A 25,257-nucleotide genomic window follows, 5' to 3' on the forward strand; every position below is an offset into this window, starting at 1 on the left:
TGAACTTGTTTCAGAATCTTTTAAAGAGAGAAGATATCTCCTGTTTTCAAAGGAAGAACTACGCTTGTTGGTAGATCCTGAAACGAGTTCAGGATGACGATTTGCACTTAAGGAACTCAGCAAGTCAGGAATCAATAATCAGTTGTCGGTTTGCAGTTGTCAGCAACCAATTAGAACAATTAGCGAATTACCAGTTCATTTTAACCCTACGCTATAGGGAAAATAAACCAATAAATTAAAAAAAGCCACAGATAAACAAGCTTACGCCTGCATATCTATGGCCTTAAATTTTTGGATTATAAATATTATTTCACGCCCAACACATCAACACCTTGTTCAAAAACCACATCAACCGGAATATTCTTTTTAGTCAACCGGTCTAAGTCTTTTTGTAGTGCTGTATGGATTACCGCTTTCTCTTTTTGTGCTTTTTCTACTGCAGCTTTATCACCATTGCCCTGAAGGGTAAGGATGAATGCACTTAGATCGTTCATGGCAGATGCAAATTTTTCAAAAATTACTTTATAAGTGCCTTTAGCTGTACGTTCAAAAGCACCTTTTTCCTGGAAATAATTAAAGCATTGCATATTTGCTTTCCCATGTGCTTCAGAAACGCCAAAGCGGACAGAACGTAAAATACCGGCCATAAATGTGGTATAATAATCTTTTATATCACCCTGCAATTCGCCCTTTTTGAGTAGACCGGTTACCATATATAAGCCTAAAATATCGGCTTTGCCTTCTTCTAACCAGCTGTATTGTTCTTTTAATGCAGCACGAACAAAACCTTTTCCGGTAATGGTCTTTTTAATTCCTAAACCATGTGCTACTTCGTGAAACATTACGTTTGCAAAAAAAGCGTCAAACTTAATATATTGCTGTTGATCGGCTTCAATTAATTCTTTTGATATCGGCACCAGAATCTTATCAAATTTAGCCTGCATGGCATTTTTTAGCTGTGAACGGCGCGTACCTTTTTCCTGTTGTATTTTTTCATCATTTGGAAGGTTTACAGCAATGGTTTTAGATCCGGCATTACAGTCTCCCGCATAATAAACGACGTCATACGCGTTTAGCTCAGAGTCAGTTCCAGGGGTTTCCGTTTTGTATTTTGCTGCAACAGGCAGATTTTTCTGTAATTCGGGAAGCATTTTAACATACTTTGCCAGGCGTTTGCTCCACTCCTTATCTTTGATTAAAACATAAGCTTCGTAACTGGTACGGGCATTAAAGAGTTTATCTTCATAATTTTCAATGGGGCCAATAATGAGGTCTAAACCATTGGTTTTCATGTCCAGCCAGGCATAATCACTTGCGGTAAAATTATCGGTTACCAAAGCATCGGCCCTTAGGTTTAGATATTTTTTTAAACCAGCATCGTCTGCAATCAAAGCGGCCTGTTTTAATAATGAGCTTGCTTTTTGTAATTCTGCAGCAAATAATACGTGATAGGGTACAGTTGATAATTTACCGGTGCTGTCTTTTTGAATAACAGAATAAGCGCCAAATTTATCTTTAAGGTCTGATTTTTCTATAGCTTCCTTTGTCATTCCGTACGGATAAAAAGAAGCGCCTTCTGGTTTGGGGCCTACACCTTCAACAAAAGGTTTATCGTTATTTAATCTATCCCACGGACCATAATTGATGTTAACAAAATCGCGTGTTTTTTCATCTTTAATTGTGGCCAGCAGACTATCTCTTTGTGGATAAGCTTGTTTCCAATAAAGTTGATCCATAATTTCTGCTGCCTGAATCAACAAAGGCAAAATTTTACGATCGTTAACACTAAGCCCGTTAATATTGGTGGTTAATTTTACCCTTTCGTAAATGGGTAACCTTTGCGCAACATAATTGGTAAGGCTATCTTTTTGCACCACCACAGCATCATCATTATTAGCTTTATTATTACCGGTACAAGACGATAAGGCACCTGCCGATATAGCTATTACTGATAAAAACAGGGTTGATCTATATAAATTCTTCATATTAAAGTATATGGCTGCTAAATTAGTAAATTTTAAAAGCTTTGTATAAAGTTTGATGCATTGGGCGAAGTTTAGCATAACTTTGTACCTTCATTTTTTTTAAAATCAACATACCCATGCTGTTTTCCAATTTATACAAAACATCTTTATTAACTGCTTTTTCTCTGATCATGCTTTTAGCCTCATGCAAAACCAACAGGTACGCGGCAACAGAAAAAATTTATAAGGATAAGGCAAAAGGTTTTGCAGAAATTATTGGGACGGTACCTCCAGCCGGGCAATTATACGATTCGTTGAATCCAACAAATCAGCAGTGGATTGGTTCTGTAAATTTTGGGATACGCAAACCAAATTTTGTGGTGATCCATCATACGGGTCAGGACAGTTTAGCGAAAACCATAAAAACATTTTTTTCTACCAAAGCAGGTACCAGCGCGCATTACGTAATTGGTCGTGATGGTAAAGTGGTGCATATGGTTAATGATTATTTACGTGCCAACCATGCTGGTGTGAGTAAATGGGGTAAAGATACCGACCTCAATTCTTCATCTATTGGCATTGAACTGGATAATAATGGCTTAACCGATCCATGGCCTGATGCGCAGATTAACAGCTTGTTAAAATTGCTGGTAACGCTAAAAAAAACATATAACATTCCGACGGCGAATTTCATTGGTCATGCAGACATTGCACCAGGTCGTAAAAATGACCCTAAAAACTTCCCCTGGAAGAGATTGGCAGATAAGGGTTTTGGATTTTGGTATGATGAGGTTCTGAAAAATCCACCTGCCGATTTTGATACAGAAAAAGCCCTCAAATACATTGGTTACAATACAGCTAACCTGCCGGCTGCCATTGAAGCTTTCAAAATTCATTTTATACAATCAGACATCACGAAAACATTAACGCCAGTTGATGTTTTAGTATTGTATAACCTTTATACGAAGTATTAAGAGTGGAGCGTTTAGCGTTTAGTGGTTAGCGTAAATAAGTCGGAAAGTAAGAAGGACAGAGGCCTGAAGTTTAGTGGGCCTTTTTCCGAACTTGGTGGACATTGCGCCTTTGTTTGTGCCCTTTGCAGTTAACAATGGAAGATGTTAGATGGATGATGGAATTAATCCGTACCATACCTACTGATGACAAATGAACTACTGAACAAAAAAAGCACAGACAAACCACCATAATCTGTGTTCATCTGTGCCCAACTTTAGCCAAAAGAAAAAATTAATTTGGCTTCTTAAAAGTATCTTTTAGGTTTACCGTTCTATTGAAAACCAATTTATCAGCGGTAGAATCTTTATCTAAACAAAAATAACCTTTACGGATAAACTGATAGCGGCTATCCAAATCTGCATCTGCCAAAGCAGGTTCAATATAAGCATTTGGCAATACCGTTAAACTTTCAGGGTTTAAATAATCTTTAAAATCGCCTTCTTCCGCATCAGGTGTTTCTGAAGTAAATAAACGGTCGTACAAGCGGATTTCGGCTGTTTTAGCATGAGGAGCACTTACCCAATGGATGGTACCTTTAACATTAATCCCGCTCGTGTCGCTTCCGCTTTTAGATTCTGGAATGTAAGTACAACGAATTTCAGTAACGTTTCCGTTTTCATCCTTTACAAAATCTTCGCATTTAACAATATATGCAAATTTTAAGCGTACCATTGCGCCGGGAGCCAAACGGAACCATTTTTTTGCCGGCACTTCCATAAAATCTTCACGTTCTATCCAAAGTTCATTGCTAAAAGGGATCACACGTGTGCCGCCACCATCTTCAGCTTCAGGATTATTCTCGCCTATTAAATCTTCTGTTCCTTTTTCATAATTGGTAATGACCAGTTTAATCGGATCTAAAACTGCCATTACGCGGTTAGCTGTTTTATTTAAATCTTCGCGGATGCAAAATTCCAATAAACTAAGCTCAATTAAGTTTTCGCGTTTGGCAATACCAATACGTTCGCAAAACTCGCGGATGCTCTTTGGGGTAAAACCTCTTCTACGCAAACCACTAATGGTAGGCATACGCGGATCGTCCCAGCCATTTACCAGGTTTTCGTTAACCAGTTGAAGAAGCTTGCGTTTACTCATTACCGTACTGGTGAGGTTTAAACGGGCAAATTCATATTGTTTTGAAGGAAAAATCTCTAGTTTTTCGATAAACCAATCGTACAATTCGCGGTGCGAAACATACTCTAACGTACAGATAGAGTGCGTGATGTTTTCGATACTATCACTTTGTCCATGCGCAAAATCGTACATTGGGTAAATGCACCATTTGTTGCCTGTGCGGTGATGTTCCGCATGTTTAATGCGATAGATAATCGGATCGCGCATTAACATGTTCGGGCTGGCCATATCGATTTTGGCTCTCAAAATATAAGCACCGTCTGCAAATTCACCATTTTTCATTTTAGTGAAAATGTCTAAATTTTCTTCAACGCTGCGGTTACGGTATGGACTATCCTGTCCTGGTTCTGTTGGTGTACCTTTTAAGGCTGCAATTTCGTCAGCAGAACTTTCATCAACATATGCCAAACCTTTTTCGATCAGCTTAACGGCAAAACCATACAACTCATCAAAATAATCTGAGGCATATAATTCATTTTTCCAGTTAAAACCCAACCACCTGATATCTTCTTGCTGGCTGTTTACATATTCTGTTTTTTCCGTAACCGGATTGGTATCGTCAAAACGCAGATTGGTATAACCGCCGTATTTTTGTGTTAGTCCGAAATTTAAGCATATCGCTTTCGCGTGGCCAATGTGTAGATAACCATTAGGTTCAGGCGGGAAACGCGTAACCAAAGTTTCATACTTACCACTATTTAAGTCGTTCTCAACAATTTCTTCAATAAAGTTCAATGACTTTTCTTCACTCATAAAAACCTGTAAATTAGGAATGCAAATGTAAAAAGATTGAGCGGATTTATACAATGATTATGGCTTTATTAGCCCATAGTTAATAGTTGATAGCCCAGAACTTCATTATCGTGCTATGAAAGAACAAATATGTTAGTAATATAGGTTAATATCGCTATCGAAAATCAAAACGATGAACAATCTGCCATCAACAATATATCTGCTTTTTCCTATTTATCAATTACCTAATAAAATCGATACATTTACATCAACTTAATATGAATGATGAGCAAAGTATTAAATCGGCCAATCCGCGTTTTAGTAGCTAAAGTTGGATTAGATGGCCATGACAGAGGGGCTAAAGTAATTGCAACTTCCTTACGGGATGCGGGCATGGAAGTCATTTATACCGGCCTGCGCCAAACACCGGAAATGGTGGTGAACACAGCGCTCCAGGAAGATGTTGATGCCATCGGGATTTCTATTCTTTCGGGCGCACACATGACGGTTTTTCCAAAAATTATTCATTTTATGAAAGAAAAACAGTTAGATGATGTGTTATTAACCGGCGGGGGGATTATCCCCGAAGCAGACCGGTTGAAACTGGCAGATATGGGCGTGGGGGAGCTATTTCCTCCAGGTACAACGATGGCAAGCATTGTAGAATATATTCAGAATTGGGTAATAGAAAATAGAAATTTTTAAGCTATGGCATATCAAAATTTAATCTCAGAACTAAAGGAAAACATTTTATACGTTACCATCAATCGCGAAAAGGCGCTAAATGCTTTAAATAAAGATACTTTGGCAGAACTGGCAGATGTAATTGCCTATGCAGGTAAAACGGATCAGGTAAGAGGTGTTATTTTAACCGGTGGGGGCGAAAAGGCTTTTGTTGCAGGGGCTGATATTAAAGAGTTTTCTGATTATAGTGGTAAACAGGGAGAGGATTTAGCAAAACTTGGTCACGACCAGGTTTTTAATGCCATCGAAAATTCCTCGAAGCCATTTGTTGCTGCAATTAATGGCTTTGCTTTGGGCGGAGGACTGGAATTGGCTATGGCCTGCCACATGCGCGTTGCATCAGACCATGCGAAGTTGGGTTTGCCAGAAGTTACTTTAGGGTTAATTCCTGGTTATGGGGGTACCCAGCGCCTTACCCAATTGGTTGGAAAAGGTAAAGCAATAGAAATGATTACCACCGCAAATATGATTACGGCTTCAGCAGCAGAAACAATAGGCCTTGTAAATTATGTTGTTCCACAGTCTGATCTGATGAGCAAGGCTGAAGAAATACTGAATCTGGTTAAGCAACGTGCGCCATTAGCTGTTTCGGCTGCAATAAAAGCTGTAAACACAGCTGTAAATAATAAAAATGGCTATCTTACTGAAATTGAAGAATTTGGCAAATGTTTTGAAACGGCAGATTTTAAGGAAGGCGTAGCAGCATTTGTTGAAAAAAGAAAGCCAAATTTTCAAGGTAAATAGAATTTTTGTAGTATTAAGTTGGCTTTTATATAGCAAAAATGTTGCAAAGTCTTTTCAATGCAAATTTTTTTGAGTAATTATGTTATTAAATTATTAACCTAATATATGATCAATGTATAATGGGTTTTTAGGATAACAACGCTACTCATGAAAAAGAAGATACTCATTGTTGACGATGAAATTAGCATCGGCTTATTACTCTCTAAATTTTTAGCTAAAAAAGGATTTGAAGTTTCGAATGTAACTAGTGGTAAAAAAGTTTTGCAGGCGCTTGAAAAAGAGCGGTTCGATTTGGTATTGTGTGATTATCGGTTAGGTGATACAGATGGGAAAGAAATTTTAATTTATATTAAAGAGAACCATCCAAATACCGGTGTAATTATTATCACAGGTTATTCTGATATTAAGCTTGCTGTAGAATTGATAAAACTTGGTGCTTACGATTATATTGTGAAGCCGCTTTACCCAGATGAAATTTTAAACACCATCAATAAAGCCCTGGAAGCACAGGGAGTACTGAAATCTCCTAAAGATTTCGAAGATACTGGTTGCCATTCTATTTCTAATGTCCAGAATTCTCCGGCATATATCAACGGGGAGAGTGCCGCTTCAGTGTTGTTGCTGAAACAGATTCAGCTCATTGCACCAACAGGTTATACGGTTATTCTAACCGGGAAAAGCGGAACCGGAAAAGAATGTGTTGCGAAAACCATCCACCTCAATAGCTCGCGAAGCGAACAGCCTTTTATTGCTATGGACTGCGGTTCTTTAACTAAAGATCTGGCCGCGAGTGAATTTTTTGGACATGAGAAAGGCGCATTTACCGGAGCAACCTTCACTAAGATTGGTCATTTTGAACAAGCTAATGGCGGCACATTATTTCTTGATGAGATCGGTAATCTATCGTACGAGATCCAGGCAACTTTGCTCAGGGCAGTGCAGGAGCGTAAAATCAAGCGGATTGGAAGTACAAAGGAGATTGATCTGGATATGCGGCTTATTGTAGCTACAAACGAAAATTTGCAGGAAGCGATTCAAAAGGGCACATTCAGGGAAGATTTATACCACCGCTTTAATGAATTTTCGATACACGTTCCGGCATTGAAAGATCGTGATAATGATATCCTAATCTTTGCCGAACACTTTTTGGCCACCGTAAACCAGGAATTGAATAAAAAAATCAAAGGCTTTTCTGATGAAGTGAAGAAATGTTTATTGGCTTACAGTTGGCCTGGTAATGTACGGGAGCTGAAGAATGTAATCAGGCGCATTGCCTTATTAACTGATGGCGATTGGATAGAACCTCACGTTTTACCATTGGAATTCGGTATGATTGATTATCGGAATAAACCGAACGACAAAAAGGTTACTCTTTTGCCAACGGCATCAAATCAAGATAAATCAATTAATTTGCGTCATGCTGCTAAAGAGGCTGAATACAATACGATTTTAGAAGTGCTAAAAGCGGTTAATTTTAACAAAACAAAGGCAGCAAAAATCTTAAACATCGACAGAAAAACACTCTACAATAAAATCAAATTTATTGATGCTGGAGAGGGAATATAAATTTAAATTAGGGAAAACAAAACCGGCCATTTTAGCATTTACAAAATAACCTTATTGTCTCAAAATGTCAGTATTTTCTTATAAGCAGCGCAATAACATTAATCTGGTTATTATTATTGCGCTTGGCGTATTAATTGCATATTCCCTGCAGAGTATTTTTAGTGCTATTTTAAGTACATTAGTGCTTTATACGATAATGCGCCCAGCCTATATCCATTTGGCTGAAAATAAGGGGTGGAACAAAAGAGTAACGGCTATTTTCCTCATTGCCATCTCTATCATACTTATTGTAATGCCATTTTATGCGTTAAGCAGCATGGTAATCAGTAAAATTTCGGAACTGAAGAATAATGAAGTTTTTTTTAAGAACCTGTTGATTAAATTACAGCACCTTATTCCATTTAAAATTAATCAGCAGCTTATTCAGGAAGGGTTAAACCGTTTAGGCAACTGGGCTACCGATCTTTTTCCTTCTTTACTATCAAGTGCAGTAAATATTGTATTAAGCTTGTTAGTCATGTATTTTTTACTCTACTTCATGCTGATAGAACGAGAAAGATTCGAATTTTCACTTGTTAAATATGCGCCATTTAGAGAGCAAAATGCGCTTCGCTTTGGTGACGAAATGAGAAATACAACATATGCCAATGTATTGGGGCAAGGATTGATCTGTCTTGTTCAAGGATCACTCGTAAGTCTCTCTTTTTATGTTTTGGGTTATAAAGACCCTGTGTTTTGGGGTGTAATTACAACATTTATTTCTTTTGTGCCTGTTTTAGGGCCTCCTGTTGTTTTTGTTCCTGCTGCTATTTTGCAGATTGCAAACGGAAATAATTTTGCGGGCTGGGCCATGCTCATTTTTGGTTTTGTAGTGATTATCAATATTGATAATGTGCTGAGGTTTATGATTGCAAAAAAAGTTGGTAATATTCACCCTATAATAACCGTGATTGGCGTAATTATTGGTATCCCTTTATTCGGAATACTGGGCCTTGTTTTTGGTCCGCTACTGTTATCTTATTTTATATTGCTTGTTAAGATTTACGAAACCAGTACACTTGCATCAGAAAGATTGGAAAGAATTAAAACAAATAATGAGCATAGTGAGTTATAATATAGCTTAGCAATAAATAATGTAGTAGTTTATATTGTACTTAATTGTTAAACCCTTAAAATAAATTAATTATGAATGATAACTCAAAAGTTGTAGTTGCACTTTTAGCAGGTTTAGCTGCCGGTGCAGCCTTAGGAATTTTATTCGCACCAGACAAAGGTGATGAAACCCGTGATAAACTAAGCCAGTCATTAAAGGATCTTGGCGATTCTATCAAAGATAAAGCAGCAGATGAGATTAACAATCTGGCTAGCCTGAAAGATAAAGTAGTAGACTCGATTAAAACCAAATTGAGAAGCGTAGAAGAAGAATATAGCGACGACGTAGAGCACGCGTAATAAATAAAATATTGCATAGCCGGGTATTTACCCGGCTAAATCTCATCTGAATTTATGCAAGAGAATAAAGATAAAAGCATTGAAGATCTGGTAGAGGATGCCAAAGGCTTTTTAGAAGCCAGGGTAGAGTATACGAGGCTTTATATTGTAGAAAAGGCATCGAAAATTTTTGCCGATCTGGTAACCAGTACTGCCGTTATTGTTTGTTTCATTTTGGCCTTTTTATTTGGCTCTGTAACGCTGGCACTATACGTATCAGATCTTTTGGGTAGTTATGCCGGAGGTTTTGGCTGTGTTTCCTTGTTTTATATTTTACTGGCCATAATTGTTTATTTAACCAAAGATAAATACATTGAAAAAGCCATTATCAATGTAGCCATTAGAAAATACTTTGATAAACTTGCAGATAAGGAGGAAGATGAGAAGTTATAAAGAAATCCGAAACTTAGAAGATCTGCAGGCTAGAAAATTAGAACTAAAGGTTGAGTATACTCTTAAGCAAAATATGCTTAAATCGGATACCAAAACGTTTTTAAAGCAGTTTACGCCTAGTGCATTGATTAAGCGGTACGCTACGCCTAATAATCTATTCAAAGCAGACGAAAAATTAAATATTAGCGGTACGGCGATGTCATTGCTTTTACCAATGGTAATGAATAAAACCCTATTTAGAGGTGCTGGTTTTTTAACTAAGGCAGCAGTAGGTTTGATTTCTGGCAAGGTTGGTAAATCACTTGACGCAGAACATTTATCGGCCATTTTTAATTCTGTTAAAGGTTGGTTCGGTAAAAAGAAAGAAAAAAAAGATAAGAAGTTTATTGATTATGGCATCCCGCCAGATAGTGAAACGTATTAGTGCAAAGGTTCATTAGCCATTGGTTCATTCGTTAGCAAGTCGTAAAAATGATATCATAACAAAGCCTCAGGATTCCAAATCCTGAGGCTTTGTTTGTTTATTGGATATGTAACACATAGCCTTGTGGGTCATGCTATTCTACTTCATGACGAATGAACGAATGACCAGTGAGCTAATTAATCTACAAATCAGTCTTAATCTTCAATTCTTTCAATTGTTTCTCATCAATTGTACTTGGGCTATCAATCATGACGTCTCTACCCGAATTGTTTTTAGGGAAAGCAATTACATCACGGATAGAATCTAAACCAGCAAAAATTGAGGTTAAACGATCAAAACCAAAGGCAATACCACCATGAGGAGGTGCGCCAAATTCGAATGCATCCATTAAGAAACCAAATTGCTTTTGCGCTTCTTCTGCACTAAAACCTAAATGTTTGAACATTAAAGCCTGTAATGCACGATCGTGGATACGGATAGATCCGCCACCAACTTCCGTTCCGTTAATCACCAGATCGTATGCATTGGCGCGTACATCACCTGGATTGGTATCCAGTAAAGCAATATCTTCAGGTTTTGGTGAAGTGAACGGGTGGTGCATGGCATGGTAACGTTCTGTTTCTTCATCCCATTCTAAAAGCGGGAAATCCAATACCCAAAGGGCAGAGAATGTATTTTTATCGCGTAAACCTAAACGATTACCCATTTCTAAGCGGAGCTCATTTAGTTGTTTACGTACTTTATCGGTAGAACCGACTAAAATCAGTAATAAATCGCCTTTTTCTGTTTCGAAAGCCTCACTCCACTGTTTAAGATCTTCTTCGTTGAAGAATTTATCTACTGAAGATTTTATGGTTCCATCATCATTATGACGGGCATAAATTAAACCTGTAGCGCCAATTTGCGGGCGTTTAATAAAATCGGTTAATTCATCCAATTGCTTGCGTGTATAGCTTGCCGCACCTTTTGCATTGATACCAACAATCAGTTCTGCATTATCGAAAACCGGGAAGCCTTTACCTTTTGCCAGGTGGTTAAGTTCTACAAACTGCATGGCAAAACGCGTATCAGGTTTGTCAGAACCATATAAACGCATCGCATCTGCATATTGCATACGAGGTACCTCTGGTAAATCGTAATTACGCACTTCTTTAAATAAGGTACGGATCAATCCTTCAAAAGTATTTAAAATGTCTTCCTGCTCAATGAACGACATTTCGCAGTCGATCTGTGTAAACTCTGGCTGACGGTCGGCCCTTAAATCTTCATCCCTGAAACATTTTACAATCTGGAAATAACGGTCAAAACCCGAAACCATCAACAATTGTTTAAAGGTTTGTGGCGATTGGGGCAAAGCATAAAACTCACCTTCGTTCATGCGGCTAGGCACCACAAAATCTCTTGCGCCTTCTGGAGTAGATTTAATTAATACAGGTGTTTCTACCTCAATAAAATCTAAAGCATCTAAATAACGGCGAACCGATTGTGCCATTTTATGACGTAAAACCAGGTTATTGCGCACCGGGTTACGGCGTAAATCCAAATAACGGTATTTCATGCGCAACTCGTCACCGCCATCAGTTTCATCATCGATCATGAAAGGAGGCAACTTTGCAGCATTTAAAATCTCCAGTGCAGAAATTTTAATTTCCACATCGCCGGTAGCCATTTTGGGGTTTTTGTTGCTTCTTTCTACAACGGTACCAACCGCTTTAATTACAAACTCGCGACCTAAAGTACGTGCAGTTTCGCAAAGCTCACGATTATCGTCCATGTTAAAAACCAACTGGGTAATACCATAACGATCGCGGATGTCGATAAAAGTCATACCGCCTAAATCTCTTGATTTTTGTACCCAACCGCATAGCGTAACACTTTCACCTAAGTTACTTAGGTTTAATGCACCACAAGTTACTGTTCTTAACATATATAATCTAAATTAAGCGGCAAAAATACCGATTTTGTTTTAAAGTTGAGCGTAGAAGATTTAAGGAAATTTTACGATAAACGATTTGCCTTTTTTTGATCACCAAGGCACAAAGATCACGAAGTATAATAATGGGCAATTTCGTCAAATCACGCAGTAGTCGTCATTCCCGCACAGGCGGGAATCTTAAAATACCAGCATTACCATTACTTTTGAGTTTTTTGCATAAGTATTCTTAGCAGTACATGGTCTCATCTGATAATTATTGGATTGATTTAGCAATATCGATTGCTAGCAGTTTTATAGAAAATAGCTGTTGTTTATTGACTTTAATAAATCAATGATAGTTTTATTTTAATATTTTTCTTCCAGCACAATTTCAAGTGCAATTACCTTCCATTCTCCTTTAATATTTTTCCAGTGGTAAATTTCTTCAGTCTGTACGGTCTGTTTTTTAGAAAAAATAAGCAGATTCGGTTTTAAAATAACTGATTTACGAGCAATTTTTTCAGTAAAAATGTCATTCTCGATGGAAAACTTAATCCGGTAATGGCTGGTTTCTATTGTTTTGGCTCCGCCTAAATATTTCTTTAAATCAATCGTAAAATCACGTTTGTTTATAGTTGATTTTCCAAAGGGCGTAAAACTCAGATGATCATCAAAAATCGTTGTATATGCTGTTAGATCTTTATTTTCTATAGCCTGATCTGCTCTTTTATGTATGTCGTTTATTGCTGAAATAATTAAATCGGTTTCCATGGCATGAAGTTAATGGTTTGGATCAGGGTTTTCAAATTTATGATGATCTCTCAGCTGATTTTCCACAAATGTCAAAAAGCAAAGGCATTTAATTTCTTAATACTTTTAAGTCATCTTTATTGTTTTGGAAATGAAAGGCAGTATTTCACAGGTGCTTTCGTCCCGCCATTCGCTTGTAGTCCTCATTTCGTTTCACTTCATTCCGGGCTATCCGCTGCTGTCGGGTTTATTTAACAATGGCTCGTTTTCAGAGCGCCAAACTTTGTATCTAAACCCGATTGCCGGGGAGAGCTTCCGATCCTTCATCGGAACTCGTACCAAAAGCGGGACTGAAATTGCCAAAAGTGCAGAACCGCACATTTCCTGATAACTTGAAATGGGTAGTTATTTGTTGAAATAGTGCTTTAAAAGTGCCTGATTTATATGTATTCGTCATGCTGAATTTATTTCAGCATCTTTTAGCATGAAAGACCCTGACCACGAAGTAGCTATTTCAATGAATGGCAGCATTAGTAATAAAGCCTTTTCTCTGATATGTTCCCCATGTTAACTTGAAATTAAGATATCTTAAATTTTTTTCTACCTTGATGCAACGTTTTAAAATCCCTGATGTCTTATTATCAGAATATTCGAAATTTTGGAAGCCGTATACATCGATAAAAACCTGGAACTCGTTAAAAAATGCATGCAGGGCAGTCGCGCAGCACAGTTTGAATTGTACAAGCTGTATGCAAAGGCTATGTATAATGTGGCACTGCGCATTTTAAATTATGAGGAAGAGGCAGAAGATGTTTTACAGGAAGCATTTTTAGATGCGTTTACCAGAATTGTTGATTTTAGGCAGGAAACGACCTTCGGACTATGGCTAAAGCAGATCGTAATCAATAAATCCATCAATTACCTGCGTAAGCGCAAGATGGAGTTTGTAAGTACAGATGAAATATCGGAAGTACCGGATGAAGATAGTTTTGATGATGGTGAAATGCGGTTGCAGGCCGAAGAAATAAGGCAGGCCATTACCCAATTGCCAGATGGTTACAGGGTAGTATTAAGTTTATATCTTTTAGAAGGTTACGACCATGAGGAGATTGCACACATTTTAAAAATAAGTGAGAATACCAGCCGTACACAGTACATGAGGGCTAAAAAGAAGTTAAAAAGTATTTTAGAAACGAAAGGGATGAGAGATGAATAATAGATTAGAAACCTTTGTAAAACAAAACCGAAAAGCTTTCGATATGATGGAGCCATCGGCAGAACTTTGGGCAAAGATTGAACAAGGTTTAGATAAAAAAAAGAAAAAAAAACCGGTAAAACTGTATTTATGGATGAGTGCAGCAGCGGCTATAGTAGTTATTTTCAGTTTAGCCTGGTTTTACGTAGGAAAATCACAAAACAAAGATTTAGAGATTGCGGACGTTAGCGCTTCATATGCCAAAAAGGACGTTCATTTTGCAGGGTTAATTACTGAAAAAAGAGATAGTCTGGCCATTTTCGCATCAGCAAATCCAGAACTTTATAAAAAATTTACGGCTGATCTACGAAAACTCGACGAAGATTACGAAAAATTAAAAGCAGAATTGCCAACCTCCCCTAACCAAACTTTTGTGGTAAAGGCTATGGTAAAAAACCGCGAAATACAACTGCAATTATTAAAACAACAATTATTAATTATTAACCAGGTTGACGATTACAAAAAAGTTAACCAGATTTAAAAGAAAGCGAATAAAACAACCTTATTATCGAGGTCAGTCTTGATACTTAATTCACGCGACTTGATACTAAGAGGACGCTCACCACATCGAAAGCTTAAAACCAGCCGGCAGGTTTTAAGCACACAGGTGTTTAATATTTAACAATATGAAAACAATAAGAATATTTTTAGCCTTTTTGGCTTTAGTTGCCGTAAAAACCAGTGCGCAAGAAGCGGTGGTAAATAGTCCGTCGGAGAAGGTAATTGTAGATAATACAGAAAAGTCGTCAATGATTGCGATGGTTAACATTGCTGCATACAAGCAAACAGGAGGCGATGCTGAACGTTCAAAATCATTTAGTAAAAGCTTTAATGTGGATAGAAATGATAAGGTGAGTTTAAATAACCAATTCGGATCTACCGTAATTAAAACCTGGGATAAAAATGAGGTACGTGTTGATGTAGATATTAAAGCATACAGCAACTCGGAAAGCGATGTACAGAAATTGATTGATGGCGTAAGTATCGATGCCACTAAAAACGGTGATGTGGTTTCTTTCAAAACCAACATGGGCGACAGAAACGGGCGGTATGGACGTGGAATGAAAAATGGTGTGACTACCTGGCGAAGAGAAGTGAAAGTGAATTATACGGTATTTATGCCCGCAGTAAATCCCTTAACAGTGCAACAGCAATATGGTAATGTTGAAATGGGCAATTTTGCGGGACCAACATCATTAAAAGTAGAATACGGCAATCTTGTAGCTGGTAACTTAAGTAATACCAACAACTATATTAATGTCCAGTATGGCAAATGTGATATCCAGGATTTAAATGCTGCTGTAATTAAGCACGAATACAATGGACCCGTAACCATTGGTGCTGTGGGGACTTTAGAACTCGTTGCTGAATACGTTGCTGTAAACATCAATACCATCAGAAAATCAGCGGATATAAAAGTGGAATATGGTAGAGGCTTAACCGTTGGCACTATAGGCGGCAACCTGCTTTTGACTGCCGAATATGCCAAAGTAAATATCAATACCGTTAAAGGCAATGCGGTAGTAAAACAAGCTTATGGCGATTTAAATATCGCATCAGCAGGTAAAATTGCAGTTAACGCAGAATATTCGAACGTTACTTTAGGTACATTGAATGGCGATGCCACGATCAAAATGGATTATAACCGCCTAAATGTGAACGAAATTACCCCGGCTTGTAAAAACTTCACCTTCGGTGGTGAATATGCAAACGTTGGATTGGGCTTTGCAGATCGTTATAATGGTAATTTTAATGTTTCAACTTCATATGCCGGCTTTAAATATGGTTCAAACGTAACATCAAGTTTGGTTAGTAAAGATGATGAGACTAAAAAATATACCGGCAAAATTGGTAGCGGTGGTGCTGCAAATGTATCCATCAAATCTGAATATGGCTCCATTACCTTTAAATAAGATTTTCTAAACCAAACAAATCTGAAAGTCCTGCTGTAATGGCCGGACTTTTTTTATATTTAACGCTGATGAAAATTTACCTGATCCTTCTGTTAAATATTTTTTCTTTTACCGCACTGGCCCAAGATGCTCCGGTTAGATGGGCTACGCAGGAAACTTTTTTCGAAGATTTAGCGGGTAAGGATTTACCTTCTTTTAAGGGAGTAACCATCAATAAAAAAACATTCTCCAATATCGATTTAAAAAACCAGGTAGTGGTGATTAACTTCTGGTTCGAAAAATGCCCTCCTTGTATAGCCGAAATGCCCGAATTAAATAATTTGGTGGATAAATATGGTAAAAAAGCGGTTCGGTTTATTGGTATTACTCACGATAGCGCTGCCAGTGCCAAACGATTTCAAAAGCGCAACGGCTACAAATACCAAATTGTATCTTTAACTAAAGAAGAGATTAGAAAACTCAATATTAATCACGGTTTTCCGTCGAACGTGTTGGTTGGAAAGGATGGAAAGATTATTTATGCCACAGCCAATATTTCCTTTTCCGATCCAAAGTTTAAGGCTAAATCAATGCTTTTTGAAGAGAAATTAAAAGCCATACTGGAAAATTAACTGATGGCACTTCAGCTTAAAAATCTGAACTCGATAATTATTTAATGAAGATGCTTTTTTAGAATTATCCTAGCTGGATCAGCATGACGACAAAATTTAATCAAAAAGTAGTCTAAAAATCTCCTAAGAAAGATTAATTATCGAACTCAGCTTAAAAGGTAACTGTTAATACTGACTAAGAAAACCTAACTTAAAGCACGTATTCTTCATTTATAGGTTTAACAGGCTCCGGAATTTCTTCCTCCTCTAACATTTGTAAAAGATTAATCTCTATCGTCCTGGTAATTTGATTTAACGGAACACCTGCTGAATTGTTTTCGAAAGGGTTAACCAGGCTCATTCCATTAATCTGCGTAGAAACAAACACGAAACCGATCAACCAACCTAGAAATATAGATGCCGGACCTGCATCCTCACTAATTACCAGGGTAAAGGTAACTACAAATAGCCAGATAAATACTTTAGTCAGATAAGAATAGGTAGTAGGGAAAATGGTGTTTTTAATGCGCTCGCTCATGCCCATCGAATCAGAAAATCTGGTCAGCATTTCATTGATTTCTATAAAACGGAAGCCATCAATAGCATTTGATTTTGATAGTTTTTGCAAATCTCTCGACTGGATATTTAAAAGGGCATTATGTTTATTATTATGTTTTTCTATTTCTTTTAAATCGGCCTCGGTTAAATATTTGGTATAAATCTCATCTATCGTTCCTCTCAAATTGGCCTTTAAAGCGTATAAAAAGCCGATGTGTCTGTAAATCATACGTTTTACACTTTCTTCATCTTCATCAACATAATTGAGCAGCGCCCTTGCAAAAGAGCGTGAATCATTTACCAAAGCGCCCCACACTTTTCTTGCTTCCCACCATCTATCGTAAGCCTGATTATTGTTAAAACCGATAAAAAAAGCAATGGCTGTACCTAAAAGTGTTGGGATAATGGATGGAACGGAGAAATGATGTGAGATTAAATATTCGCGAACCAGATAAGATACCGTGCAGGAAGCAATCATAATCAGATCAACTTGCCACGTATTTCTTAAAATTCTACTTAATCTGATATTTTGTATTAACAACATATAATATGACGAAAATGAATTAGTTACCGGTGAAATTACAAAACTGGGGCCAAAATGTTTGGTCTTGTAACAAATTAAACGACAAACATTACAGGTTGCCGTTTATAGTGCAAATGTTTATCTTGGTAAACCAAATATTCCTGACCATTTATGAGCGACAATTTACCCAAGAACAATATCTTTAAAGTGATCGGTGCATCCTCTCTGGGCACGTTGATTGAATGGTATGATTTTTACATTTTTGGCAGCCTTGCGGTAATCATTGGTCATCAGTTATTTCCTGAAGATGCAGGTGCCTCGGCCTTAATCAATACTTTGGCTATTTTCGCTGCGGGTTTTATTGTTCGCCCATTTGGCGCATTGGTTTTTGGCAGGCTTGGCGACTTAATTGGCCGAAAATATACCTTTTTGCTCACCTTGGTGCTTATGGGAGGATCGACATTTTTTATCGGTTTAATCCCATCTTACAAAAGCATCGGTTATGCCGCACCAATTTTGGTTTTAATATTAAGGTTAATCCAGGGTTTGGCTTTGGGCGGCGAATATGGTGGCGCCGCTACTTATGTAGCAGAACATGCACCAAAAAACAAACGCGGTTTTTTTACCAGCTGGATCCAGACCACTGCAACTTTGGGTTTGTTCCTTTCGTTAGGAATTATTGTGATCACGAAAAATATTTTAGGTGCCGAAACATTTGGTGATTGGGGTTGGAGAATCCCTTTCCTATTATCGATTGTACTGGTTGTGGTTTCGATTTACATCCGCATGAAAATGCACGAGTCGCCCCTGTTTTCTAAACTAAAGGCTGAAGGAAATATTTCCAAAAATCCACTGAAAGAGAGCTTTAATAACAAGGCTAATTTTAAAATGGTGCTTTTGGCGTTGTTTGGTGCTACTATGGGGCAAGGCGTAATCTGGTATACGGGACAATTTTATGCCCAATCATTTTTGGAAAATACCTGTAAGCTGGATTTTAACGATTCGCGATATATTTTGCTGTGGGGAATCGCTTTTGCGACGCCTTTTTTTGTGGTTTTTGGTGCCTGGAGCGACAAGGTGGGACGTAAATGGATCATGTTAAGCGGTATGCTTTTGGGTATTCTTTTTTACCGCCCAATCTATCAGATTTTCTTGGATGATACCGACTATACAAAAATTGAACAGGCTGATATTCTATCTGCTACACCTGCTCCGGTTACTGCTGTTTTAATGCAGAATTCAACCGATAGCTTACGAACAGTTTCTACTCAAGTAAGGCTTAAAAATGGAGCCTCCTTTAACAGCATACATGTCGATACTGTTTCGGCAACAAAAGGGACTCTTTTAGGCAAAGAAATTATAAAAGACAAAGTTTTGCCCACACCTGTGTTCTGGAAATTTGTCGGTTTAATCTTCTTCCAGATTTTGCTGGTCACTATGGTTTACGGGCCAATCGCGGCTTTCCTGGTTGAATTATTTCCCACTAAAATCAGGTACACTTCTATGTCGCTGCCTTACCACATCGGCAATGGTGTTTTTGGAGGGCTTGTACCTTTTATTGCCACACTAATTGCAAGCTTTTCGGGCGCTACACCATTATCCGGGCTTTGGTATCCGATTGGGGTAGCAGCGCTAAGTTTGGTTATTGGCACAATTTATTTATCAAATAAAAGAGACGAAAAAATTAACGACTAAATAAGATGAATACGTTAAAGAAATTTTTAGGCTTGTTTTGGATGGTTTTAGGACCGCTAACCATGACTTTTCTGTTTATCCAGGCGATAGATAAGGTAGGCTTGACCCATACAGACATCGAACGTACCAATACCATATTACAGTGGGCAATTATCCTTTTTATTTTCTTTCCCATTAGTTTGGGCTTGATGATATTCGGCTTTTATGCATGGAAAGGCGAGTACGAACATTTGCCAGAAAGTTCTGAAGAATTATAATTTATACTTTTGTGTTAAGGAAGGGCTGATTTAATTCGTATTGCGATTAATGTTTTTTAAGGATTGGTAAACCAACTGTGCGATTGCTTTGGCGCCTTCGGGTTGGAAATGGGTATTGTCTTTTTGCCCTTTGGGATAAGCTTCATATTTGGCAGAGTCTAAATTCATAAAGTAGTAGCTGCTTACAAATTCATGTCCTTTGGTAGTGAAAAAATCTGCTGAGAGCGAAGTAAGATCGATAATTGGTACCCGAAGTTCATGTGCTACATCTGTAACGGCTTGTGGGTATTCGCCATGTGCACTACCCAATTTGCCATCTTTCCAGGGGTAATTGCGGGTAACAGGGGTAATTAGGATTGGTAAGGCGCCTTTTGCCTGTGTTTCTTTCACATACATCCTTAAGAAATCTTTATAGCCTGGAATGTCTACATAACGATCAGGTTTATCTTTAGCTGCATCGTTATGCCCAAACTGGATCAGTACCAGGTCATTCTTTTTCAGGGTAGATAAAACATCTTTCCACCTGCCCTCTTCAAAAAATGTTCTGGTGCTTCTGCCGCCTTTTGCTTTATCAGCTACCAGGGCGCTGTCGCTTTTAATTAACCTGTTTAGGTTTTTTAAACTGTCTTTGTTCAGGAATTGTTGAAAAACCTGACCCCATCCTGTAATAGGATACTTTTTTTGCATGTAACCTTCATCTAAGGTGTAATCTGCTACGGTAGAATCGCCAATTAAATACACCTTAACAGGTTTGGGCCTCTCGATGAAAGACATTAATAATGCAATACCAAGAGCTGCAATAAGGTATTTTAGATTTTTCATTTTTATTATTTTAATTTCTGTACCCGAAACCAGTCGTATTCAGCAATTCCTGAATCATTTGTCTGCGAATCTCTTAGAGCATATAAGCCTATTTTAGCGCCAATCCATTGTCCGGCCGTTGCCTGAAACTCATCATCTACATTTGTAAAATCAGTCCCGTTTTCACTATAACTAAACTGGCATTTTGCACCCGCTAAAATTTTAATCCTGAAATATACTGAGCCAGATTTTAACCTGGTAATTTCTTTTTCATTTTCTGTTTTTCCCTTGTCGGCATTTTGGCAAACGCCATATACCAAGTATAGCCCTTCTTTTTTGCGCTGTATACCGATCTGCGCATAATTTCTTCCCATAATTACCATACCGGTTTTTTCATTTTCCAGCTTAGGATTAGGTTTAAACAAAAGCTTAGTGGTTACCATAAATTCATCGGCCGGGAATTTCTGCATCAACAGGTTTGGAACATCCCAAAGATTTTTAGCGTCATCAGGCATTTTAGCGGTATATAATTTCAACAAACCTTTAACGGCATCGGTAAATAACCAGGTAGGTTGCGGATTAGCCTGCCATTGCCATTGTAAGCCAAGTTTCGCCGTACTAAATTCATCGCTTTCTACTGGCGTTTCAATAGGATAAACCTTTCCTACATTTGGTTTTTTATAGATCATTACCGGTTCACCTATTCCGTCCCCATCAGTATCAATGCCGATTACAGGCCAGTTATTTATCCATTTCATCGGCTGCAGATGAACTACACGGCCATAAGCGTCTTTATCCTGAAAATGGAGGAACCAATCTTCGCCAGTTTGAGTATTTACCCAGGCTCCCTGATGAGGGCCGTTTATAGATGATTTTCCCTGATTCATCACCACTTTTCTTTCATAGGGGCCATAAATACTTTTACTTCTTAAAATTAATTGCCAGCCTGTAGCAACTCCACCCGCCGGGGCGAAGATGTAATAATAGCCGTTGCGTTTGTAAAGTTTCGGCCCTTCGAGGGTTGGATCTAGTTCATGTCCGTCATAAACAATTCTGCCCGTTTCTGTCACTTTTGAGCCATCACTACTGAGCGCCATAATGGCCACTACACTTTTTATCCCTGCACGGCTACCCGCATAGGCATATACCAAATAAGCTTTGCCGTCTTCATCCCATAATGGGCATGGATCAATTAAACCTTTACCTGGGGCAACCAGTTTTGGTGCAGACCATTCGCCGTTTATTGTTTTGGCTTTGGTTAAGTAGATGCCAAAATCGGGATCCGGATAATAAATGTAGAATTCGCCATTATGGTAGCGGATGGCCGGTGCCCAAACCCCATTGCCATGTTGTGTTTTTTGAAAATGTTCTAATGGCGGCTGGCGCTCTAAAGCATGACCAATGATTTTCCAGTTCACCAGATCTTTCGAATGTAAAATCGGTAATCCGGGCACTGCATCAAAACTGGAGGCAATCATATAAAAATCATCGCCTACGCGGATGGCATCTGGATCGGAATAATCGGCATTAATCACCGGATTTTTATAGTTTCCATTGCCTAAGTCAGGAACCCAAACTTCTGATATATAACCACTTTTTGGCACGGGCTGTGCAAACGTAGTTAAGCTAAGGCTAAAAATCAGGATTGAACTGTATAGATATTTCATCTTACAATGATGTTTTTTTAATATTTGGTCAGTTGTTTATTGTTAGGTTATTCCCGCGCAGCCTAATCCAATAGCTATCGAATCAAGTGCAGGAGCGATAACATATTTATCCAATCAACGTTATCAACAAGATTAAGTCTTTTTTTATTTTTAGACAAGTTGTTATTGTGCAATCGTTCCCGACATCGTTTGCAATGTTTTTTTTCCAAAAGGTTTCTTTGTGACAGATATTAATGTTTAAAATTGTTCATCATATATTTTAAAACACGGCTGCGTTACAAAGTTTATACTTTTGCGTGGCCGATTTTAATTTAAGACTAACCAAATTGATATGAAAGCAATCATCCTAATTATCATGATCACCATTTCAGCCTCTGTTTATGCACTGGATGTTAAACCCGATTTTACAGTAGCTGCCGATGGAAGCGGAAATTTTAAAACGGTACAGGAAGCGATCCACGCTGTGCCGGATTTCAGAAATAAAATCACTATTATATTTATAAAAAAAGGTATTTATAAAGAAAAACTGGTATTGGCAGCCTCTAAAAAGAATGTAAAGTTTATTGGAGAGCGCGTAAACGAAACCATTTTAACTTATGATGATTATGCGCAGAAGAAGAATACTTTTGGCGAAGAAAAGGGTACATCAGGTTCATCAAGCTTTTACATTTATGGCGAAGGCTTTTCTGCTGAAAACATTACATTCGAAAATTCATCAGGCCCTGTGGGCCAGGCCGTAGCCGTTTGGGCGGGTGGCGATAAATTAATTTTTACTAATTGCAGATTTTTGGGCTTTCAAGATACGCTTTATACTTACGGAGCAGGTAACCGCCAGTACTATAAAAATTGCTATATCGAAGGTACGGTTGATTTCATTTTCGGGGCTTCGACAGCATGGTTCGAAAGCTGCACCATTTTTTGCAAAAAAGCAGGTTATATTACGGCTGCTTCTACTGCTGATACCACAAAGTTTGGTTATATTCTTAACAAATGTAAAATCAAGGGAGATGCACCAGCCAATAGTTTTTATTTAGGCCGCCCCTGGAGGCCTTATGCAAAAGTGGCCTATCTCCATTGCGAGCTGCCTGAATTGATCCGCCAGGAAGGCTGGAACAACTGGGGCAAAGAAAGCAATGAGAAAACAGCTTATTACGCTGAATATAAAAGTACTGGAAAAGGTGCCGACCCTAAAAGCAGGGTAAAATGGTCGCATCAGTTAACAGATGAAGAATATAAGACCTATATTTTAGAAAACGTTTTCCATGGATGGAATCCGGAAGCGAAATAAATGGGGTAAGTGCCTGGTATAGTGTGTTTAATCGTCTGCTTGTAGTGGTCTTTTTGCCTGGTTTTCCGGCAACGATTGCATAGATTTCTCTTCTGTTTTAGCTGTAAACAACGTACACTTGTTATTACAATAACCAAGTATAATTTAACAGCGCAAATAATGAAACATATTTCTGGTCGTTTATGTCATATTAAGGTAGCCATCACCTTTTTAGTTTTATCTGGAGCAGGCGCTGCCATGGCGCAACAGAAGCAAAGTTTACCCATTATTCAGCAGGTTAAATTTAAAAAAGATACAACGAACATTGTAAGTTTTGGAGCAAAGGGTGATGGCATTACCTTAAATACGGAAAGCATTAATAAAACCATTGCCAGTGTTAGCCAAAAAGGTGGAGGTGTGGTCTTAATCCCTTCGGGTTTGTGGTTAACCGGTCCTATCGAATTAAAAAGCAATGTAAATCTGCACCTTAAACGCGATGCTATCCTTCAGTTTACGGCTGATTTTAATCAATACAAACTGGTACAGGGAAATTGGGAAGGTCAGCCTGCATGGCGGAACCAGAGTCCAATTTCGGGTGTAAACCTCGAAAATATCGCCATTACCGGAACCGGAATTATCGACGGGAATGGTGGTGCATGGCGTATGGTTAAAAAAGATAAACTTACCGAAACACAATGGAAAAAACTTGTGGCATCAGGAGGCATTGTTAAAGCTGACGGAAAAACGTGGTATCCGTCTGAGAAAACAGTTAAAGGTTCGAATACCAAAAATGCGGGTGTTATTGAAGCGGGCAAAACTGCAGCAGACTATGATGATATCAAAGATTTTCTCCGTCCGAATTTATTGGTTTTAACGGGCTGTAAAAAAATACTTTTAGAAGGTGTTACCTTTCAAAATTCGCCTGCGTGGAATTTACATCCTTTGCTTTGTGAAGATTTAACCTTGAGAAACTTACAGGTAAAAAACCCCTGGTTTGCACAGAATGGCGATGGTGTTGATGTAGAATCGTGTAAAAACGTATTAATTGAAGGCAGCACTTTTGATGTGGGAGATGACGGGATCTGCATCAAATCCGGACGTGATGAAGCGGGCCGTAAACGGGGTATACCAACTGAAAATGTTATCGTCAGAAATAATGTGGTTTACCATGCGCATGGCGGTTTTGTAATCGGCAGTGAAATGAGTGGCGGGGCAAAAAATATCTGGGTGTATGACTGTTCTTTTATTGGCACTGATATTGGCTTACGCTTTAAAACTACCCGTGGCCGTGGTGGCGTAGTCGAGAATATCTATATCAATAACATCAACATGATTGATATTCCTGGTGAGGCGATTTTGTTCGATATGTATTATGCGGCGGTTGATCCGGTTCCTTTGGCTGGCGAAAAACGAGAGGTTATTAAAACCGTTACCGTTCCGGTTACCGAAGCTACTCCACAGTTCAGAAATTTTTATATTAAAGATATAGTGGCAAATGGTGCCGAAAAGGCGATATTTTTTAGGGGATTACCAGAAATGAACATTAAAGATATCCACCTGGAAAACGTAACCATCAAAGCAAAAAAAGGCATCGAAATTATTGAGGCTGCCGGAATTTTTCTAAAAAACATTAATATCATTGCAGAAAATACCAATCCGGTAGTGATGATCCAAAACGGATCGAACATTAATATCAGCAACTTAAAATATCCTGATGACAGCAAGTTGCTGTTTGATATTTCGGGCGAAAAATCAAAAGCTGTAAAAATTAGCGGAACCGATGTTTCCAAAGCGAAAACAGCTTCTGTTTTAGGCACTGAGGTAGATAAAAAAGCAATGGAAATTTCAAAATAAGAGCGT

Annotated in this window: 23 protein-coding genes; 16 read left to right on the top strand and 7 right to left on the bottom strand. The window is 38.2% G+C overall.

From position 1 onward, the window contains the following. Window positions 1-305: 305 nt before the first annotated feature. Complete coding sequence (locus tag BLR60_RS05675; protein ID WP_090497682.1) at window positions 306-1,985, bottom strand: dipeptidyl-peptidase 3 family protein; 1,680 nt, start codon at window positions 1,983-1,985, stop codon at window positions 306-308. A 116-nt stretch (window positions 1,986-2,101) separates the two neighbouring features. On the opposite strand from BLR60_RS05675, the gene BLR60_RS05680 reads away from it, so the two are divergent. Further along, window positions 2,102-2,938 carry an N-acetylmuramoyl-L-alanine amidase gene (locus tag BLR60_RS05680; RefSeq protein ID WP_090497684.1) on the top strand — a complete coding sequence of 279 codons (837 nt, stop codon included), beginning with the start codon at window positions 2,102-2,104 and terminating at the stop codon, window positions 2,936-2,938. 271 nt (window positions 2,939-3,209) lie between these two features. Here BLR60_RS05680 and BLR60_RS05685 read toward each other — a convergent pair whose 3' ends face one another. Next, the gene (locus BLR60_RS05685) at window positions 3,210-4,865 is read right to left on the bottom strand and encodes a glutamine--tRNA ligase/YqeY domain fusion protein (protein ID WP_090497686.1); all 1,656 of its coding nucleotides are present in this window, start codon (window positions 4,863-4,865) and stop codon (window positions 3,210-3,212) included. Between the two features lie 261 nt (window positions 4,866-5,126). Between BLR60_RS05685 and BLR60_RS05690 the strand changes: the two genes are divergently transcribed. From BLR60_RS05690 to BLR60_RS05720, 7 genes are all read left to right on the top strand, one after another. Next, a complete protein-coding gene (locus BLR60_RS05690; RefSeq protein WP_244155595.1) occupies window positions 5,127-5,549 on the top strand; it encodes a cobalamin B12-binding domain-containing protein in 423 nt (140 codons plus the stop codon). Between the two features lie 3 nt (window positions 5,550-5,552). Next, window positions 5,553-6,332, top strand: coding sequence for an enoyl-CoA hydratase/isomerase family protein (locus BLR60_RS05695; protein WP_090497690.1), 780 nt, complete (start codon window positions 5,553-5,555; stop codon window positions 6,330-6,332). 147 nt (window positions 6,333-6,479) lie between these two features. Continuing rightward, window positions 6,480-7,898: a sigma-54-dependent transcriptional regulator gene (locus BLR60_RS05700; RefSeq protein ID WP_090497692.1), complete on the top strand. Its 1,419-nt coding sequence runs from the start codon at window positions 6,480-6,482 to the stop codon at window positions 7,896-7,898. Between the two features lie 64 nt (window positions 7,899-7,962). Next, the gene (locus BLR60_RS05705) at window positions 7,963-9,012 is read left to right on the top strand and encodes an AI-2E family transporter (RefSeq protein ID WP_090497694.1); all 1,050 of its coding nucleotides are present in this window, start codon (window positions 7,963-7,965) and stop codon (window positions 9,010-9,012) included. A 71-nt stretch (window positions 9,013-9,083) separates the two neighbouring features. Continuing rightward, window positions 9,084-9,350 (top strand): YtxH domain-containing protein, encoded by a 267-nt coding sequence (locus BLR60_RS05710; RefSeq protein ID WP_047800161.1) that lies wholly within the window; start codon window positions 9,084-9,086, stop codon window positions 9,348-9,350. A 54-nt stretch (window positions 9,351-9,404) separates the two neighbouring features. Beyond that, window positions 9,405-9,782 carry a phage holin family protein gene (locus BLR60_RS05715; protein ID WP_090497695.1) on the top strand — a complete coding sequence of 126 codons (378 nt, stop codon included), beginning with the start codon at window positions 9,405-9,407 and terminating at the stop codon, window positions 9,780-9,782. Further along, window positions 9,769-10,206, top strand: coding sequence for a hypothetical protein (locus BLR60_RS05720; RefSeq protein WP_090497697.1), 438 nt, complete (start codon window positions 9,769-9,771; stop codon window positions 10,204-10,206). The genes BLR60_RS05715 and BLR60_RS05720 overlap by 14 nt, the downstream gene beginning before the upstream one ends. A gap of 181 nt (window positions 10,207-10,387) precedes the next feature. On the opposite strand, the gene aspS is transcribed toward BLR60_RS05720, so the two are convergent. Both aspS and BLR60_RS05730 read right to left on the bottom strand, forming a co-directional pair. After that, window positions 10,388-12,133, bottom strand: coding sequence for an aspartate--tRNA ligase (aspS, locus tag BLR60_RS05725; protein ID WP_090497700.1), 1,746 nt, complete (start codon window positions 12,131-12,133; stop codon window positions 10,388-10,390). A gap of 354 nt (window positions 12,134-12,487) precedes the next feature. Further along, a complete protein-coding gene (locus BLR60_RS05730; protein ID WP_090497702.1) occupies window positions 12,488-12,892 on the bottom strand; it encodes a hypothetical protein in 405 nt (134 codons plus the stop codon). Between the two features lie 637 nt (window positions 12,893-13,529). Here BLR60_RS05730 and BLR60_RS05740 point away from each other — a divergent pair. The 4 genes from BLR60_RS05740 to BLR60_RS05755 all read left to right on the top strand — a co-directional run bounded on the left by BLR60_RS05740 (window position 13,530) and on the right by BLR60_RS05755 (window position 16,650). Then, on the top strand, window positions 13,530-14,087 hold the full coding sequence (locus tag BLR60_RS05740) for an RNA polymerase sigma factor (protein ID WP_208600581.1): 558 nt from the start codon (window positions 13,530-13,532) through the stop codon (window positions 14,085-14,087). Further along, the gene (locus BLR60_RS05745) at window positions 14,080-14,607 is read left to right on the top strand and encodes a hypothetical protein (protein WP_244155596.1); all 528 of its coding nucleotides are present in this window, start codon (window positions 14,080-14,082) and stop codon (window positions 14,605-14,607) included. The genes BLR60_RS05740 and BLR60_RS05745 overlap by 8 nt, the downstream gene beginning before the upstream one ends. Window positions 14,608-14,752: 145 nt before the next feature. Further along, entirely contained in the window at window positions 14,753-16,039 is a 1,287-nt protein-coding gene (locus BLR60_RS05750) for a hypothetical protein (RefSeq protein ID WP_244155597.1), read from the top strand. Window positions 16,040-16,107: 68 nt separating this feature from the next. Continuing rightward, complete coding sequence (locus BLR60_RS05755; RefSeq protein WP_167354694.1) at window positions 16,108-16,650, top strand: peroxiredoxin family protein; 543 nt, start codon at window positions 16,108-16,110, stop codon at window positions 16,648-16,650. A 190-nt stretch (window positions 16,651-16,840) separates the two neighbouring features. Here BLR60_RS05755 and BLR60_RS05760 read toward each other — a convergent pair whose 3' ends face one another. After that, window positions 16,841-17,731: a bestrophin family protein gene (locus BLR60_RS05760; RefSeq protein ID WP_090497709.1), complete on the bottom strand. Its 891-nt coding sequence runs from the start codon at window positions 17,729-17,731 to the stop codon at window positions 16,841-16,843. A 150-nt stretch (window positions 17,732-17,881) separates the two neighbouring features. Here BLR60_RS05760 and BLR60_RS05765 point away from each other — a divergent pair, with 150 nt between their 5' ends. Next, window positions 17,882-19,405, top strand: a complete 1,524-nt coding sequence (locus BLR60_RS05765) for an MFS transporter (protein WP_090497711.1) — start codon at window positions 17,882-17,884, stop codon at window positions 19,403-19,405. A 5-nt stretch (window positions 19,406-19,410) separates the two neighbouring features. Continuing rightward, window positions 19,411-19,662: a DUF6814 family protein gene (locus BLR60_RS05770; RefSeq protein ID WP_090497713.1), complete on the top strand. Its 252-nt coding sequence runs from the start codon at window positions 19,411-19,413 to the stop codon at window positions 19,660-19,662. A gap of 30 nt (window positions 19,663-19,692) precedes the next feature. Here BLR60_RS05770 and BLR60_RS05775 read toward each other — a convergent pair whose 3' ends face one another. After that, on the bottom strand, window positions 19,693-20,484 hold the full coding sequence (locus tag BLR60_RS05775) for a rhamnogalacturonan acetylesterase (protein WP_090497715.1): 792 nt from the start codon (window positions 20,482-20,484) through the stop codon (window positions 19,693-19,695). A 5-nt stretch (window positions 20,485-20,489) separates the two neighbouring features. Then, window positions 20,490-22,130, bottom strand: coding sequence for a glycoside hydrolase family 43 protein (locus BLR60_RS05780; protein WP_090497717.1), 1,641 nt, complete (start codon window positions 22,128-22,130; stop codon window positions 20,490-20,492). Between the two features lie 331 nt (window positions 22,131-22,461). Between BLR60_RS05780 and BLR60_RS05785 the strand changes: the two genes are divergently transcribed. Beyond that, window positions 22,462-23,418, top strand: a complete 957-nt coding sequence (locus tag BLR60_RS05785; protein ID WP_090497719.1) for a pectinesterase family protein — start codon at window positions 22,462-22,464, stop codon at window positions 23,416-23,418. A gap of 159 nt (window positions 23,419-23,577) precedes the next feature. Then, window positions 23,578-25,251, top strand: a complete 1,674-nt coding sequence (locus BLR60_RS05790) for a glycoside hydrolase family 28 protein (RefSeq protein ID WP_090497721.1) — start codon at window positions 23,578-23,580, stop codon at window positions 25,249-25,251. Window positions 25,252-25,257: the final 6 nt, after the last annotated feature.

The organism is Pedobacter terrae (assembly GCF_900100705.1).
Lineage (GTDB): Bacteria > Bacteroidota > Bacteroidia > Sphingobacteriales > Sphingobacteriaceae > Pedobacter > Pedobacter terrae.

Bases quoted from the DNA above. Each gene is read 5' to 3' on its own strand.
- BLR60_RS05675 (WP_090497682.1), bottom strand. From the start codon at position 1,985: ATGAAGAATTTATATAGATCAACCCTGTTTTTATCAGTAATAGCTATA.
- BLR60_RS05680 (WP_090497684.1), top strand. From the start codon at position 2,102: ATGCTGTTTTCCAATTTATACAAAACATCTTTATTAACTGCTTTTTCT.
- BLR60_RS05685 (WP_090497686.1), bottom strand. From the start codon at position 4,865: ATGAGTGAAGAAAAGTCATTGAACTTTATTGAAGAAATTGTTGAGAAC.
- BLR60_RS05690 (WP_244155595.1), top strand. From the start codon at position 5,127: ATGATGAGCAAAGTATTAAATCGGCCAATCCGCGTTTTAGTAGCTAAA.
- BLR60_RS05695 (WP_090497690.1), top strand. From the start codon at position 5,553: ATGGCATATCAAAATTTAATCTCAGAACTAAAGGAAAACATTTTATAC.
- BLR60_RS05700 (WP_090497692.1), top strand. From the start codon at position 6,480: ATGAAAAAGAAGATACTCATTGTTGACGATGAAATTAGCATCGGCTTA.
- BLR60_RS05705 (WP_090497694.1), top strand. From the start codon at position 7,963: ATGTCAGTATTTTCTTATAAGCAGCGCAATAACATTAATCTGGTTATT.
- BLR60_RS05710 (WP_047800161.1), top strand. From the start codon at position 9,084: ATGAATGATAACTCAAAAGTTGTAGTTGCACTTTTAGCAGGTTTAGCT.
- BLR60_RS05715 (WP_090497695.1), top strand. From the start codon at position 9,405: ATGCAAGAGAATAAAGATAAAAGCATTGAAGATCTGGTAGAGGATGCC.
- BLR60_RS05720 (WP_090497697.1), top strand. From the start codon at position 9,769: ATGAGAAGTTATAAAGAAATCCGAAACTTAGAAGATCTGCAGGCTAGA.
- aspS (WP_090497700.1), bottom strand. From the start codon at position 12,133: ATGTTAAGAACAGTAACTTGTGGTGCATTAAACCTAAGTAACTTAGGT.
- BLR60_RS05730 (WP_090497702.1), bottom strand. From the start codon at position 12,892: ATGGAAACCGATTTAATTATTTCAGCAATAAACGACATACATAAAAGA.
- BLR60_RS05745 (WP_244155596.1), top strand. From the start codon at position 14,080: ATGAATAATAGATTAGAAACCTTTGTAAAACAAAACCGAAAAGCTTTC.
- BLR60_RS05750 (WP_244155597.1), top strand. From the start codon at position 14,753: ATGAAAACAATAAGAATATTTTTAGCCTTTTTGGCTTTAGTTGCCGTA.
- BLR60_RS05755 (WP_167354694.1), top strand. From the start codon at position 16,108: ATGAAAATTTACCTGATCCTTCTGTTAAATATTTTTTCTTTTACCGCA.
- BLR60_RS05760 (WP_090497709.1), bottom strand. From the start codon at position 17,731: ATGTTGTTAATACAAAATATCAGATTAAGTAGAATTTTAAGAAATACG.
- BLR60_RS05765 (WP_090497711.1), top strand. From the start codon at position 17,882: ATGAGCGACAATTTACCCAAGAACAATATCTTTAAAGTGATCGGTGCA.
- BLR60_RS05770 (WP_090497713.1), top strand. From the start codon at position 19,411: ATGAATACGTTAAAGAAATTTTTAGGCTTGTTTTGGATGGTTTTAGGA.
- BLR60_RS05775 (WP_090497715.1), bottom strand. From the start codon at position 20,484: ATGAAAAATCTAAAATACCTTATTGCAGCTCTTGGTATTGCATTATTA.
- BLR60_RS05780 (WP_090497717.1), bottom strand. From the start codon at position 22,130: ATGAAATATCTATACAGTTCAATCCTGATTTTTAGCCTTAGCTTAACT.
- BLR60_RS05785 (WP_090497719.1), top strand. From the start codon at position 22,462: ATGAAAGCAATCATCCTAATTATCATGATCACCATTTCAGCCTCTGTT.
- BLR60_RS05790 (WP_090497721.1), top strand. From the start codon at position 23,578: ATGAAACATATTTCTGGTCGTTTATGTCATATTAAGGTAGCCATCACC.